Annotated in this window: 15 protein-coding genes; 5 read left to right on the top strand and 10 right to left on the bottom strand. The window is 65.4% G+C overall.

All coding sequences use genetic code 11. The annotated features are described in order from the left end of the window. Positions 1 to 74: 74 nt before the first annotated feature. On the bottom strand, positions 75 to 1,064 hold the full coding sequence (acuI, locus tag AC5P7A_RS02815; RefSeq protein WP_014647607.1) for an acrylyl-CoA reductase (NADPH): 990 nt from the start codon (positions 1,062 to 1,064) through the stop codon (positions 75 to 77). Positions 1,065 to 1,167: 103 nt separating this feature from the next. Here acuI and AC5P7A_RS02820 point away from each other — a divergent pair, with 103 nt between their 5' ends. Continuing rightward, on the top strand, positions 1,168 to 1,521 hold the full coding sequence (locus AC5P7A_RS02820; RefSeq protein ID WP_049442490.1) for a winged helix-turn-helix transcriptional regulator: 354 nt from the start codon (positions 1,168 to 1,170) through the stop codon (positions 1,519 to 1,521). A gap of 54 nt (positions 1,522 to 1,575) precedes the next feature. Here the strand turns inward: AC5P7A_RS02820 and AC5P7A_RS02825 are convergent, their stop codons facing one another. Continuing rightward, positions 1,576 to 2,025, bottom strand: a complete 450-nt coding sequence (locus AC5P7A_RS02825) for a DUF3592 domain-containing protein (protein ID WP_495219867.1) — start codon at positions 2,023 to 2,025, stop codon at positions 1,576 to 1,578. A 708-nt stretch (positions 2,026 to 2,733) separates the two neighbouring features. Between AC5P7A_RS02825 and AC5P7A_RS02830 the strand changes: the two genes are divergently transcribed. The 3 genes from AC5P7A_RS02830 (at position 2,734) to AC5P7A_RS02840 (ending at position 5,351) form a co-directional block, all read left to right on the top strand. Further along, entirely contained in the window at positions 2,734 to 3,066 is a 333-nt protein-coding gene (locus AC5P7A_RS02830; RefSeq protein WP_495219868.1) for a hypothetical protein, read from the top strand. A gap of 76 nt (positions 3,067 to 3,142) precedes the next feature. Next, positions 3,143 to 4,009: a Smlt3025 familytype IV secretion system inhibitor gene (locus tag AC5P7A_RS02835; RefSeq protein WP_495219869.1), complete on the top strand. Its 867-nt coding sequence runs from the start codon at positions 3,143 to 3,145 to the stop codon at positions 4,007 to 4,009. A 19-nt stretch (positions 4,010 to 4,028) separates the two neighbouring features. Further along, on the top strand, positions 4,029 to 5,351 hold the full coding sequence (locus tag AC5P7A_RS02840; protein ID WP_049442493.1) for a Smlt3024 family type IV secretion system effector: 1,323 nt from the start codon (positions 4,029 to 4,031) through the stop codon (positions 5,349 to 5,351). Between the two features lie 49 nt (positions 5,352 to 5,400). On the opposite strand, the gene AC5P7A_RS02845 is transcribed toward AC5P7A_RS02840, so the two are convergent. Together AC5P7A_RS02845 and AC5P7A_RS02850 are read right to left on the bottom strand one after the other, a co-directional pair. Further along, entirely contained in the window at positions 5,401 to 7,542 is a 2,142-nt protein-coding gene (locus AC5P7A_RS02845) for a TonB-dependent siderophore receptor (RefSeq protein WP_329768177.1), read from the bottom strand. A gap of 73 nt (positions 7,543 to 7,615) precedes the next feature. Next, positions 7,616 to 8,260, bottom strand: coding sequence for a TetR/AcrR family transcriptional regulator (locus AC5P7A_RS02850; RefSeq protein ID WP_046431363.1), 645 nt, complete (start codon positions 8,258 to 8,260; stop codon positions 7,616 to 7,618). 82 nt (positions 8,261 to 8,342) lie between these two features. Here AC5P7A_RS02850 and AC5P7A_RS02855 point away from each other — a divergent pair, with 82 nt between their 5' ends. Continuing rightward, complete coding sequence (locus AC5P7A_RS02855) at positions 8,343 to 9,866, top strand: FAD-dependent monooxygenase (RefSeq protein WP_227863904.1); 1,524 nt, start codon at positions 8,343 to 8,345, stop codon at positions 9,864 to 9,866. Between the two features lie 7 nt (positions 9,867 to 9,873). On the opposite strand, the gene AC5P7A_RS02860 is transcribed toward AC5P7A_RS02855, so the two are convergent. The 6 genes from AC5P7A_RS02860 to AC5P7A_RS02885 all read right to left on the bottom strand — a co-directional run bounded on the left by AC5P7A_RS02860 (position 9,874) and on the right by AC5P7A_RS02885 (position 13,539). Further along, a complete protein-coding gene (locus tag AC5P7A_RS02860; RefSeq protein WP_049442514.1) occupies positions 9,874 to 11,577 on the bottom strand; it encodes an ATP-binding protein in 1,704 nt (567 codons plus the stop codon). Positions 11,578 to 11,762: 185 nt separating this feature from the next. Next, a complete protein-coding gene (locus AC5P7A_RS02865) occupies positions 11,763 to 11,945 on the bottom strand; it encodes a hypothetical protein (RefSeq protein WP_046431358.1) in 183 nt (60 codons plus the stop codon). Positions 11,946 to 11,955: 10 nt separating this feature from the next. After that, positions 11,956 to 12,204, bottom strand: a complete 249-nt coding sequence (locus AC5P7A_RS02870; RefSeq protein WP_014647589.1) for a hypothetical protein — start codon at positions 12,202 to 12,204, stop codon at positions 11,956 to 11,958. Between the two features lie 114 nt (positions 12,205 to 12,318). Continuing rightward, positions 12,319 to 12,564 carry a hypothetical protein gene (locus AC5P7A_RS02875; RefSeq protein WP_032957423.1) on the bottom strand — a complete coding sequence of 82 codons (246 nt, stop codon included), beginning with the start codon at positions 12,562 to 12,564 and terminating at the stop codon, positions 12,319 to 12,321. A 125-nt stretch (positions 12,565 to 12,689) separates the two neighbouring features. Then, a complete protein-coding gene (locus AC5P7A_RS02880; RefSeq protein WP_014647587.1) occupies positions 12,690 to 12,959 on the bottom strand; it encodes a hypothetical protein in 270 nt (89 codons plus the stop codon). A gap of 103 nt (positions 12,960 to 13,062) precedes the next feature. Then, on the bottom strand, positions 13,063 to 13,539 hold the full coding sequence (locus AC5P7A_RS02885; RefSeq protein ID WP_134809038.1) for a hypothetical protein: 477 nt from the start codon (positions 13,537 to 13,539) through the stop codon (positions 13,063 to 13,065). Between the last annotated feature and the right edge of the window lie 36 nt (positions 13,540 to 13,575).

Here is a 13,575-nt window from a genome sequence, read left to right on the forward strand (position 1 = left end):
TGGCGCGCTGGGATTCCGGTCACTCGCGCACGCGCGCCAGCGATGGCATTGCACCCTCGCCGGCGCGGCAGGCGTCAGGCGTTCACATCCACGACAATGCGGCCACGCACCTTGCCGGGGATGATCTGCTCATAGACATCCAGCACCTCGGCGAGGCCGATCTGCTGCACGGTGCTTTCCAGCTTCTGCGGGTCCAGGTCGGTCGCGAGCCGATCCCAGGCGCGCTGGCGAACCTCTTGTGGGGCATTCACCGAATCCACGCCCGCAAGGGTCACATTGCGCAGGATGAAGGGCAGCACCGAGCCGTGCAGTGCATCGCTCTGGGCCAGGCCACAGGCGGCCACGGCACCGCGGTACTTCGTTTCGGCGATGGCATTGACCAGCGTTGGGCCGCCGGCCACATCCACCACGCCGGCCCATCGCTCGGCACTCACCGGCCGCTCGCGCGGCTCCGAGAGCTGCGCACGATCGATGATCTCGGCCGCACCCAGGTTGTGCAGATACTCGGCGTGCTCCGGCCGCCCGGTGGCGGCCACCACGCGATAACCCAGCTTTGAAAGGATCGCCACCGCAATCGAGCCGACGCCGCCGTTGGCACCGGTAACCAGCACATCGCCCTGTGCAGGCGTCACCCCTGCATGCTCCAGGGCCAGCACGCACAGCATCGCGGTATAGCCAGCGGTGCCGATGGCCATGGCGTCGCGGGTGCTCAGGTTGCCGGGAATCCGGTTGAGCCATTCGCCGCGTACGCGGGCGCGCTGTGCCAGGCCGCCGTGGTGGCCCATGCTCAGGTCCCAGCCATTGAGCACGACGCGGTCGCCTGGCTTGAAGTCGGCCCTGCTGGATTCCAGCACCACGCCTGCCAGATCGATGCCGGGAATGAGCGGGAACGTCCGGATGACCGGACTCTTGCCGGTGAGGGCAAGCGCATCCTTGTAGTTGAGCGTGGAGTACTCGACCTGTACCAGGACGTCGCCGTCCACCAGGTCGGCTTCATTGAAATCGACCAGTTCCGTGGATACGCCGTCGTTCGTCTTGCGGGTCAGCAGTGCCTTGAAACTCATGGTTGGGGGCTCACGTTCAGTGGATGGCCCCATGCTAGGCTCGCACCGTTATCGCAACAAGAACGACGATTTTCCGTAGGTACTATGGTTTTCCGGAGTATGCATGCGTAGCAAACGGTGGGACGGCAAGAGCGGTTGCGCGGTGGAAGTCACGCTGTCGGTGATCGGCGGCGTGTGGAAGCCGATCATTTTGTTTCACCTGATGACCGGCAAGCGGCGTTTCATGGAATTGACGCGACGGGTGCCCAATGCCACCCAGTCCATGCTCACCAGCCAGCTGCGTGAACTGGAAGCCGATGGCGTGGTGATCCGCCACGTGTACCCCGAAGTGCCGCCGAAAGTGGAATACGAGCTGTCCGAGTTCGGGCGCACGCTGGTACCGGTGCTGCTGGCCATGCGCGAGTGGGGTGAAACCTATCGTGGCCATGGAAGCACGGAAGACGATTGCCAGCGTTGAAGACACTTTTGGTCCTGCGCGAGCGCATTCTGGATGCGCTCGCGCCTGGATGGGTCAGGCCGGCTGCGCTTTCCGGCCCTGCACCACCCGGGTGGCCAGCAGCGCCAGGGTGACCAGCCCGGAGGCGATGGCCAGCCACAACAACAGCAGGGAGTTGTCCGTTTCGCCAACGGCCATCGCCACGGACGGGTCTTTGGCGTTGTAGCGGATATCAATCTCTTCCGCCTCGTCGGTGGCACGTATCCGATTGCCAAGGTCGTTGGAGACCGCGATCTTCTCGACGCGTGATTGGCCGTCTTCGGTTTCGAACTCGACATTCAGGACGAAGTTGCTCTTTCTTCCCCTTTTCTCATCCCAATGCACTTCGGTGACGAGGCCCACCGCATCGCGCCCCTCGGCACCGTCAGTGAGGGCATGACGGTGATGGTCGTTGTAGGCGGCCACGGAAAGTGCGACCGCCACGCCAGCAGCAACAAGAATGTTGCGCCAGGAAGTGAATTCCATAATGAGCTCCTGATCCATTGAGGTCGGCGACTATAGTCTTCACCTCGCGGATCTCGTACGGAAATGGCCTGGCGCAGAAATTTCGTTGTGATCAGATCGCGCTCGAATGAGCCTGTGGGCTCCTCCATGCAAGCGTTCCCGGTGTGCATCCAGCGCGGAACGTCTGTGCTCGAGCTGAGGACGAAGGCCGTGCGTATTGCGACTTTCTGCGCGATCACCACAGCCGGTGTGTCGCGTTCGGCTCGATGTGATCGTTGGGCAGCACGCGCAGGCAGGCGCGATGTACCAACGAAGCACGTCAGTCGGTGGACGGTTCGTCATCCCCTGACGCAACCGGCGCATGAGCGCGTCAGCGCGGACTTTTCCTACTTTGCATCGGCGATGGAGTGCGCCCATCATCGCCGCGCCAAGGCACTCGCCCTGGCCGGGATTGGCGTCCCGAACTTACATGATGCGCGGCGTCACGGTTGCAGCCAGAGTTGCAACCGTGACAATGCATCGCCTGTCAGTTCATGGCGGACGGTGCGTGGGGATCTCTCGATCCGCCGGCTTCTTGCATCATGTATCCGGCACGCCAACCCGCACCGTCCGCCACCTTGCATCTGCAGGTGGCCACATCGCGAGGTTGCCGTCATGCCCGAACGTCTTCCCGACCATCCCCGCCTGCACGCGCTGCTGGGTGCCGCTGTACTTGATCTCCCCGCTGCCTTGGCCGAAACGCTGGAGGACGCGCTCCGCGAATCCGCCGAGTTCGTCACCCCATCGGCATTCTTTGCACACCTGAAAGGCCACGGCAGGAACCTGCGCGCCGATGGCGAGGCCTGGGTTGAAATGCACCTGAGCCCTGGCCGCGCCTTCGACATGGCCCTGGCGACCCGCAGCGTTTCGGGCATCACGGCGTTGACTGCGGTGCTGCACGCTGCGCATGTGGCGCGGGAGAGCGACGATCCCGCCTGCTGTCCCTCCGCCGCCGTGGTCGAAGGTCTGTTCAACGCCTGTCAGGCGTTGTCGCTGCAGGTGGAACGCTGCCTGGTGCCGTGAAGGGCTGCGACGCGGTTCCTGTTCCGTTGACGCCCGGTTCCCTATAGTGGCGCTGGAACTCTGCAATGGAATGCCCATGCACGTGATGTCCCCCGGCCGTTGCCTGACGCTTGCACTTGCCGTCGCGGTGAGTGCCAGCGCGTGTGCACGGCCGCCGTCCACCGAACACGAAAGGAATCCCGCCATGTCCGGCGCAACGCAGACCGGCCGCACGATCAACGGCCACACCTATACCGATGCGCCCGTGGACGTGAAGCTCGGGCCGAACACTTTCCGCATTCCGGCCAACTACCTGGACAGCCAGATCGCACCGTGGCCCGGCGAGGGCGTGACGCTGGTCATCGAGTGGCCGGACATGAAGCCGACGGCGCCGGGCGCCCGGGCCAATCCGCGTACGAATGATTTCCGGAAGGAAATTGCTGTGGCGATCGACTACATCGATCGTGCGCCAATCGAAACATCATTGGAGCGATTGTCCTCCAACCAGGCGTCCACCGAGGAAGGATCGGTGGAGCGAGGGGATCCTCGGGATCGACTCGATCTGCGTATTGCGCGGCCCGACGTCATGGGACTGACGCCTTACGCCATCGATGAAACGCGGATGGGGATTTTCTCGAAGGAATACGAGGCACGCTATGGAAAGCCGCCCACCCGTAATCCTGCCTATGAAGATGACTGGTACATCGCGCGCGCTCCCAACGGCAGCCTGACCACATTCATCAAATGCGAAAGCACGGCGTTTCGGGGGGATGGCGTTCGCCTGCAGGGCGATCAGGTCATCAGTGAGCAAGGGCAAGCCGCTGCGGGGTGCTTCCACTATTTCTCGGATGTGGAGAACAAGCTCTCCATCTCGCTGAACTACAAGCGGGCCTTCCTGGCGGACTGGAAGCGGATGGAAGATGCGGTGCGGGATCTTCTCGCGCGCTCCCGCGTCCGGCAGTGAGTGCATTCAGGAGCAGGCGATGGGCGGATTGACGCAAGAGAATCTTAGGATTCTGGCCAGCTATGCCAGGGCCGGAAACCGTGAGTTGTACTGGAACTATCTGTCGCAGCTGCCAGATGCGGATGGCTATGGCACGCTTGCGCTGGGTGTTGTTCGCAACGACAGCCTGCCAGGCCGCGTTGCAAACAGCTACGCACAGGATTACGCCCGAGATCAGGAAGGCAAGGGCTCCGGCTTTCCCGATGCGCAGCTGAGCGAGCGGCAATGGGAGATGTTTGGGCAGACGCTTCTGCGCCAGGACCTGGAGCGACGCCTGTTCTGGATGGAGCAGGGGCGTCCCGAATTTGCACTGAATCTTCCCGGCAAGGATGTAATGCTGGCACACGACCGGGCATTCGAACGGCATGAACTCGATCCCAACTGCTGGACGCCGCGCGTGTTGCTGCAGGCGGCTGAGCAGAAGAGCGGCCCCGAGAAGCTGGAACAGATCTGGACCAACATGCTCAACAATGACTACGCCGGAGGCCCGCGCGTAGGCAACACCAGCGTCGATGCCATCAGCCAGATGGGATGGACGAAGGGCGGGCAATACCTGACCCGGTTGAGCGTGCTGGAAGCCACCCAGGCACTGGAAGGGCGCTCGGCGGTCGATCCGAACGTCATCGGTGGCAACAGCTACTACGCGATGTACTTCGAAGCGGACAGGAAATGGGCCAGTGTCAGCGCGGGTGGTGGCCACATGTCGATGCGTGAGATCACCGATCCGGCTCGCATCGCCGAGCTCAACGACGCGCGCGAGGTTCGTCTGGAGCGCCAGGAAAAACGCACCCAGTTCCACCCGGACGACCCGTACCGGACCATCACCCGCAGCCCGCTGACCGCAGCCGTGGACGACGTGCCGGATTTCTCGCAGGCACCGACCCGCCTGGCCGACATTGGTCCGGGCCACCGCGACTACGCACTGATGCAACAGGTGCGCGAAGGCGTGGCCGCGATCGATGCCGGCGCCGGGCGTACCCACGACGAGAACAGTGAGCGCCTCGTAGCGAGCGTGATGGCATTGGCCCGTCGCAACCAGCTTGAACGGGCCGACCATGTGCTGCTGAGCGCGCAGACCGCCGAGCATCCGGCCGGCCGCAACGTGTTCGTGGTGCAGGGCGAGATGAGCGATCCCGCGCATCTGCGAGCGGTCATGCCTACGGACACGGCAGTGCAGACGCCGGTCGAACACTCGCTGCGGCAGATCGAGGCCGCCAGCCTGGAGCGACAGCAGGCGGCCATGCAGCGCCAGCAGGACAACGACGTCCACGCACGTGACAACCCTGCGATGCGGATGGGCTGAGGTTACGTAGCAGAGCCGAGCGGGCGCCCGGCTCTGCTGGAAGGCCTTCTCAGAAGCGGTAGGCCGCCTGCACATACACCCGCCGCGGCTCGCCCGGGAAATGCCCGTTGCGCTCGATGAAGCCGCTGGCCGCGTACACCTTGTCGAACAGGTTCTTGACGTTGGCCTGGAACTGCCACTGCTTCCACGTGGTCTTCCAGCTCATGTCGAATACCGTGTATGCCTTGACCGCCTGCCCATCCAGGCTGACACGCTCGCCCACATGGTCGGCGCCGAAGCCGATGGCCGAGTTGATCGACGGCAGGTCGTAGCGCGTCCACAGGCCGAGCTTGTTGCGTGGCGCATTGGCGAAGCGGTCGCCGGAGGCATTGGTGATGCCGTTCGGTCCGGCATCCTTCACCCGTGCGTCGTTGTAGGCGTAGGTCAGGTTCACCACCCAGCGCTCGGTCACGTCGGCCAGCAGGTCCAGTTCCATGCCCGTGCTGCGTACCAGGCCCAGTGCAGCGAGTTGGTTTACCCCGCCGATCACCTCGCCGGTGGCCTGCACGATGTTGCTGCGGTCGATGCGGTAGGCCGCCATGTTCAGGGTCACACGGTCGGCCAGCAGGGACTTCAGACCGACTTCCCATTGCCTGCTGCGCTCCGCGTCGAATGGTCCGCCGGCCGCCGGGTTCTGGTTGGTGGCACTCTGCGGCACGAAGCCGCTGGCGATGTTGGCATACAGGTTCACGCCGTCCCGGACGGTAAAGGTACTGCCCAGGCGCCAGCTGAGATCGTTGCCATCCACGCTGCCGCCACCCATGCGGTCCTGATCCTTGAAGCCATCCCAGCGCAGCCCCGCCAGCACATGCCAGCGCGTGCCCAGTGCCAGCTCATCCTGCAGGTAGCCGCCGTAGCGCTTGCTGCGGGTGGCGGTGCTGCGCCAGGGCAGAGCGGCCAGGTTGTAGTCATGCCAGGTGCTCGCGCCATAGACCGGGTTGAACAGGTCGATGCCGCGCACCGGGCCGGCGCCGCGTGCCAGGTCGGCGCTGTTGGCGGTCTGCGCGGTGAAGTCGGCGTCGAGCTGGTACACGTCGGCGCCGAACAGCACCTTGTGTTCGATACGGCCGGTGTTGATCCGCCAGACGGCATTGCCGCTGGCGGTGAAGGCAGTGTTGTCACGGATCTGGTTGCGCAGCTGGCGCGTCATCCACTCGGCCACGCCGTCGCGGTCACGATCAATCAGCCCCATCGGCTCGTGGTACATCTGGTGCTCGTTGTTGCTGAACCAGCGCGCAGCAAGGTCCACGTCCAGGTTGTCGCGCGGTGCGAAGCGATACTGCGCCAGTGCGACCTTGGCGCGCATGTCGAGGAAGTCACTGGCCTCGTTGTGGTTCCAGCGGCGGTCGGTCAGGAAGCTGCCGGCATCGTTCACCGGCACGCCGCGCAGGCGGTTGCCGCCCAGGTTCTGGGTGATGTCGGTGAACTGCAGCACCAGCTCGCCGGTCTGGCCGACATCGAAGGCCAGCGAGGCATCGCCGATCACGCTTTCGCTGTCGGCATTCCAGCGCACGCCCTGCTCGCTGTCGGCATACAGGCCGGCGCGATAGCGAATGCTGCCGCTGGCATTCAAGGGGCCGGTGCCTTCGATCGATCCGGCGCGGAAGTCCTTGTCGCCTGCCTGCAGCTCGATGCGGCGTTCGGCGCGCGCCTTGGGCTTGCGCGTTACATAGTTGATGACACCGCCCGCATCACCACCGCCGTACAGCGCACCGGCCGGACCTTTCAGTACTTCCACGCGTTCGATATTGAACAGTTGCGGCACCGAGAAGCCCGCATAGGGATCACCACGCAGGCCGTCGTAGAGAACGTTCTCCTGGCGGAACCCGCGCAGGGTGACGCCGGCATAGCTGAAGAAGCTGATGCCGCTGATGCTGCGGTACAGATCGGTGACCTGGCGCGCGGCCTGGTCGTCGATCAGCTCGCGCGGCACGACCTGGATCGACTGCGGCACCAGTTCCAACGGGGTATCGGTGCGGGTGCCGACGGCCGCATCGTTGGCGCGGTACAGGGTCTGCGCGCGGCCGCGGACTTCGACCTTGTCCAGGTCCTTCGGGGTGTCAGCGGAGGCCTCGGAGGCCAGTGCAGGCGTAGCCAGGGAAAGGGGCAGCGCCAGGCAGAGGGCGTGCTTGAGCGGGGTTGGAAGCGGCATGAGGGGGTCGGGACGGGCTGCAAATGAGAAAGATTAGCATTTGCAACGCTTCGTGACCTATCCCCCGAGTGCGCTATGGACGCAGGCCCGGGTCGGTATATGGGGTGCCGGCCAAGGCCACCAGCACGCCGGTGCCACCGCGCACGATCAGCTGCAGCATCGCTTGGCGCGGATCCTCGCCCCTCTGCTGGCTGGCCAGTCCACTCTCATAGGCGGCCACCATCGACGCCAGCAGCATGGCTGCGCCCAGGCGTGCCTCCGCGTCCTGCGCGGGCCGACCGGCCGCGTCGGCCATCAGCTGGGCCAGGTCGTCGGCCAGCTGTGCCTGCAGCCGTCGCGCGTGCGCCACCAGCACCGGACTGTCGGCCACGGTTGCCCAGAAGGCCGCTGCACCGGAGTTGATCCGTAACAGCGGATGGCCGCTGTCCAGCAGCTCCCGCACCAGCGATTGGAAGGCGGCCAGCGGGGCCATGCCACGGCGCGCCGCCATGCCTTCGCGAAGCAGGGTCCGGGCCTCCTCATCGCGGTCGAACACCAGGTCTTCCTTGCTGGCGAAATAATTGAAGACCGTCTTGCGCGAGACCCCCGCCGCATTGGCAATCTCGGACATGGACACGGCTTCGAAGCCGCGGCGGATGATCAGTTCGGTGGCGACGTCCGAAATGGTCTGTCGGGTTTCGGTCTTGCGCTGCTCGCGGCGGCCCCGGGGCGGGATCATGGGCGGTTCACTTGTGGAAACGTACACCGAGTGTAACATTGGCGTCGCCAGAGCGCCGGCCCGGCGCTCACAGGGAAATCCCATGTTGTACGACGTCGTCATCGCCGGGGCCGGCCCGGTCGGCCTGTTCCTGTCCTGCGAGCTGGCCCAGGCCGGCTGTTCGGTCCTGTTGCTGGAGCAGGCAGTGTCGCCCGAGACACCCTTGAAACGCCTGCCCTTTGGCTTGCGCGGCTTGAACGCGCCCACCCTGGAGGCCCTGGATCGACGTGGCCTGCTGGATGCGGTTGCCGCCAGTCAGGTGCTGAAGCCGGACAACGGCGCACCGCCGCCCGGCACCGCCCATTGGCTGGCGGAACCGCGGCCGCTGGGCGGCCACTTCGCCGGCATTCCTTTTGCGCTGTACAACGTGGACAGTGCGCGCTGGCGCCATCGCCTGCCGACGCCGGTGCCCACCCAGATGGCGGTCGAGCTGCAGTCGCTGGAGGCGGTGCTGGCCGAGCGTGCGGTGTCACTGGGTGTACAGATCGAGCGTGGCTGCACGGTGCAGGCGGTGTACGCACGCGAAGCACAGATGGCGGTCCAGACCGGTCGCGGGCTGATGCGGGGCCGCTGGCTGGTCGGTTGCGATGGCGCCCGCAGCACGGTACGCAAGCAGTCGGGGTTCGTGTTCGCAGGGACGGCGCCGGAGTTCACCGGGCACACGCTGCAGGTCGAACTGGCAGACCCGTCGGTGCTCGTCCCGGGGCGTCAGTTCACCGAACACGGCATGTGCAATTTCAATCCGCCGGGCATGCTGGCGCTGGCCGATTTCGACGGTGGCGCCGGCCATCGCACGCCGCTGGACCGGCACACCGCCCAGGCGCTGCTGCGGCGTGTGTCCGGGCGAGAGGCAACGATCACGGCGTTGCATCTGGCCACCACATGGACCGATGCCGCGCGCCAGGCCACGGCCTATCGCAGCGGCCGCGTGCTGTTGGCCGGTGATGCCGCGCACATGCATTCGCCGTTGGGCGGGCAGGGGCTGAACCTCGGCATCGGCGATGCGATGAACCTGGGGTGGAAGCTGGCCGCGGTGGTGCGAGGTGATGTGGCAGAGTCGCTGTTGGACAGCTATCAGGCTGAGCGCCATCCGATCGGCGCGCAGGTGCTCGACTGGTCACGTGCGCAGGTGGCGTTGATGCGGCCAGGCCCCGGGTCGCGCGCGCTGGCGGCGGTCATCGCCGACCTGGCCGCGACCCGCGACGGTGCCACCTATCTCGCCGAGCGGCTGTGGGGTGTAGCACCGCCACCGGTGCTCGACGGCAGCCATCCGCGGGTTGGCCGAAGCGCACCGGACGTCCAACTGGCTGATGACCGTCGGATGGGAGAGCTGCTGCGTGCAGGGCAGGGCGTGCTGCTGGGGCTCGATACCGGCGATTCGCTCGGTCCGATCATTGAGCGCTGGCAGCGGTCGGTCACCTGCGTGATGTCCACGGCGCGCGACACGCTGGGACTGGGCGCCGTGCTGGTCCGCCCCGACGGTATCGTCGCCTGGGCCTGCGATGCTGGCGGTGACACGTCGGGGCTGGAGCCTTCGCTGGAACGCTGGTTCGGTTCGCTGCGGTGACCGCCCGCTAGGGCGACGCCACCACGGCCTGCGCGCAGCGCCCGGCTTCGGTCATCACCGAGGCCAGCTGCTTCAATGAGTAAGGCTTGCGCAGCAGGGTGAAGCCATGGCCAGGGTCCCGGGCCAGCAGTTCGCTGTAGCCGCTGGTAAGGATCACTGGAAGCCCAGGCAGGCGGCTGCGGATGGTACGGGCCAGATCCAGGCCGTTCATGCCAGGCATCACTACGTCGCTGAACACTACATCGAAGCGGGAGGCATCCCGTTCGAGCTCCGCCAGGGCCTCGTCCGCATTGTGCGCAAGTACCACGTTGTAATCGAGCTCGCGCAGGGCGCCGACGGCAAATTCGGCCACATCGACGTTGTCTTCCACAACCAGCACGCAGACACCGTGACCATGCTGCAGCCCCGGTAGCGTCGCCGGCCGTTCCGTCATTTCTCTCGCCTGCGCCAGCGGCAGGTACAGGGTGAAGCGGGTACCGGCGCCCGCCTGGCTCTGCACGTCCACCTCGCCTTCCGACTGCTTGACGAAGCCGAACACCTGGCTGAGGCCGAGGCCGGTTCCGGCGCCGACGCTCTTGGTGGTGAAGAAGGGCTCGAAGATGCGGTCGACGACGGCGGGGTCGATGCCTGCTCCGGTGTCGGTCACGCTGATCGCGGCGAAGTCGCCCTTCATCGGCGCGGCGAAGCGCACCGAAGGCACCGCGGTTACCTGCTCCACCTCGATGGTCACCCTGCCGTGTCCCTCGATCGCATCGCGCGCGTTGACCGCGATGTTGATCAATGCAGTGTCCAGCTGGGTCCGGTCCAGCAGCACCGGCAATGGCGTGCCGGGCAACGTCAACGACACCTGGATGCGTGCACCCAGTACCGTGGTGATGATGTCCGAAAGCGCGTGCACGCTCTCGCAGAGATCGAAGACCTCCGGCGACAGGCTCTGGCGACGCGAGAACGCAAGCAGTTGCGCGGTCAGCTTGGTTGCGCGGTCCGAGGCTGTGGCAATGGCCTGGATGTAGCGGCGCCGGGTGTCGTCTGACGGCCACGTGTGCAGGAGCATGTCCACCGAACCGGTGATGACCTGCAGCAGGTTGTTGAAGTCGTGGGCCACACCGCCGGTGAGCTGGCCGATCGCCTCCAGCTTCTGCGACTGGCGCAGCTGCTCGCGGGCGCGCACCAGTTCCAGATGGGCCTCCCGCGCCTGCTCGGTGATCGCCGCGACCTGGCGGCTGTGCAGGTCGCGCTCGATCACCCGTTCGGTCTGCTCGCTGACCACGCACAGGATACCGGCGACACTGCCGCAGCCGACGCGCAGCGGTGAATAGGAAAACGTCCAGAAAGTTTCGCGCAGCGTGCCGTCGCGATCCATCATCAATGGCATGTTCTTGAAGCTGCGGCTGGTGCCGGCAAAGGCGTCGTCGACGGCATGCACCACGTCCGGCCATACGTCCGCCCAGACATCCTCCAGACGGTTGCCCATCGCGCCGTGCAGCTTTTCCCCCAGCATCGGCAGATAGGCATCATTGAAGAAGAACGCCTTGTCTTCCTTGCCCCAGGCAAGCCACAGGGGTTCCGGCGAATCCAGGATCATCGCCAGCAAGGTGCGAAGTTCGGCAGGTGCGCTTGCGGCAGTGGCCGAGCGGGCCCAGTCACTGTCCTGCAGCAGTCGGTAGGCGAGCTGATCAGGTGCGGAGACTGGCAGGGGAAAAGGATGCATGGCCGCCATTGGCGCAGGGAGGTGGCGCAGCATAGCCGAGCGCATGTCATGACGCCCTGCACACCGTCGGCATGAAGGGCCTCGCCACTTCGCCGTTGACGTGGCAGGGATGCACCCTTTGTTCAGCAGGTTGCCGCTACCGCGGCGCAGCGCGAAGGGAGGCGAAGCTGGCCTGATCGGCGGGTCTAGCCCTTACGACCTGCCTGCGCGGTGAGCACATCCCGGCCAGCCTCGGTCAGATCGATATCCCCGTCTTCCGCCTGTACCGCCCATCCGGCGGTCACCGCCCACGTTGCGGCATCGCCGCGCACCGGCTCTGCAGCGGCGATTGCCTGGAGTATTTTCCGCTGTTCCGCAGTCATTTCCACGTGGCGGCCCTCAGATACCCAGCAACGACGCCGGTTGCCAGTCCGACAGGCGGGCGTGGCTGACCGGTTGATGGCAGCCGCACCCGTCACAACGGAACAACGCCCCGCCAGGAAGTTGCACCAGGTTGTCTTCGCTGGCAGAGCTGGTCGACGAGCAATGCCGGCAGGTGACCGTGAGCGCAGTGATGCGCTGCACGCTGCCTGATAGATCGAACACGGCCTCGAACGCGCGAATGACAGGGTGGGCAGTGTCCGGCATCTGAGTCTCGACAGGGTGGGGAGACCTCATCGTCGCGCGCCGGCTGTGATGGAGCAGTCAGCCGGATGCATGGGCGCGATCAAGACAGGCGCGGCAACCGGGCGCGCACCTTCGTCAGGGATTGTTCTTCTTTCCGCTCAGGTCCAGCGGCTTGTCACTGCCCTTGCGCTCGCTCGACCACACTTCCATGCCCTTGTTGCAGCGGCTCTCGCGGGCAGCGACCTCGGGCGGCAGGTCCTTCAGGTGCGGCGACTCCTGGCAGGCTTGATGCATGTTGCTGTCGTCATAGGTGGCGCAGGCGCTGAGCGATGCGAGGGCGATGGCAATGAGGGTCACGCGGAGCGGGGGCTGCAGGTTCACGGGGGGGCCTCGGGTGATGCCGGGATGGCCATGGAATTCAAATCCGTGACACCGGGCATGCACAATCGGACCAACCGCACTTGTTATTCTATAACAGATGCGCGATAGTCCGGCCCCTGCCGGCGTCAGGCGATGCAGATCACCAGTACCGTGCACAGCACCAGCATCAGCACGAACACGCGCCGGCTCAGTGCCAGGCAGGCCAGATAGGCTGCGAGCGCCCACGCTGCCAGCAGCGCGCAGGCCATCACCCATAGCCCGATACCCATCATCGAACCCGTCGCCAACGCAGACAGTGCGATGGCCTTGAACAGCGCCACGCCCAACACGCTGCCCAGCATGCCGGCCTGCAAGGCGATGGCATCATGGCGGGCAGGTGCGCGATGGGGGGGCATTGCGGGTCCGGTACGGGCCGAGAGCGCGGCGTCGGCTGCACTGTGCCCAAATGCACATCCACGAAATGTGTTCATCGCGCGCGAAGACCGCGATGAAGCCCGTTCAGTCGAACTCACCCTCGGCCGATTCCAGGCGCTGCCGGTACGCCGCGCGGCGCTGGTACAGGCGCTGGCACTCGGCCGACCTGTGGATGCGGCTGCCGGGTTCATTGGCCACCGAGTCGCACATCCGCGCGATGTGATTGTTCTCCGCCAGTTCGGTGACGAAGAACACGGCAGTGATGCCGGTGCCAAGCAGCACGACATACAGCAGACGGCTGAGCCAGCGTGACAATTTCCGCTCGAAGTGCTGCTGGATGGTCAGGTCGAAGCGGATGATGCTGAGCACGATCCAGACGATGGCGACCAGGAAGCAGAGCGTGGGCAGCAGGTCGCGCCAGATGCCTGCTTCGTAGACCGACTCGCTGTAATGGACCGCAGCTCCGGCACCTGCGATGGCAATGGCCAGCGCCCAGTTGCGGCCCAGTGAGAGCAGGTCATCGAGCAGCTTTTCGTGGTTCCTGGTTGGTCCTGCTGCCACGAGGGTTCCTTCTGCGTGTTGCGACCGGCAAACGGG

It is taken from the genome of Stenotrophomonas sp. YJH_SMC_65 (assembly GCF_059369475.1).

Coding starts and splice junctions, on each gene's coding strand:
- AC5P7A_RS02820 (WP_049442490.1), top strand. CDS start 1,168: ATGCGTAGCAAACGGTGGGACGGCAAGAGCGGTTGCGCGGTGGAAGTC.
- AC5P7A_RS02825 (WP_495219867.1), bottom strand. CDS start 2,025: ATGGAATTCACTTCCTGGCGCAACATTCTTGTTGCTGCTGGCGTGGCG.
- AC5P7A_RS02860 (WP_049442514.1), bottom strand. CDS start 11,577: ATGCATCCTTTTCCCCTGCCAGTCTCCGCACCTGATCAGCTCGCCTAC.
- AC5P7A_RS02835 (WP_495219869.1), top strand. CDS start 3,143: ATGCACGTGATGTCCCCCGGCCGTTGCCTGACGCTTGCACTTGCCGTC.
- acuI (WP_014647607.1), bottom strand. CDS start 1,064: ATGAGTTTCAAGGCACTGCTGACCCGCAAGACGAACGACGGCGTATCC.
- AC5P7A_RS02870 (WP_014647589.1), bottom strand. CDS start 12,204: ATGCCGGACACTGCCCACCCTGTCATTCGCGCGTTCGAGGCCGTGTTC.
- AC5P7A_RS02850 (WP_046431363.1), bottom strand. CDS start 8,260: ATGATCCCGCCCCGGGGCCGCCGCGAGCAGCGCAAGACCGAAACCCGA.
- AC5P7A_RS02845 (WP_329768177.1), bottom strand. CDS start 7,542: ATGCCGCTTCCAACCCCGCTCAAGCACGCCCTCTGCCTGGCGCTGCCC.
- AC5P7A_RS02880 (WP_014647587.1), bottom strand. CDS start 12,959: ATGCCCCCCCATCGCGCACCTGCCCGCCATGATGCCATCGCCTTGCAG.
- AC5P7A_RS02855 (WP_227863904.1), top strand. CDS start 8,343: ATGTTGTACGACGTCGTCATCGCCGGGGCCGGCCCGGTCGGCCTGTTC.
- AC5P7A_RS02840 (WP_049442493.1), top strand. CDS start 4,029: ATGGGCGGATTGACGCAAGAGAATCTTAGGATTCTGGCCAGCTATGCC.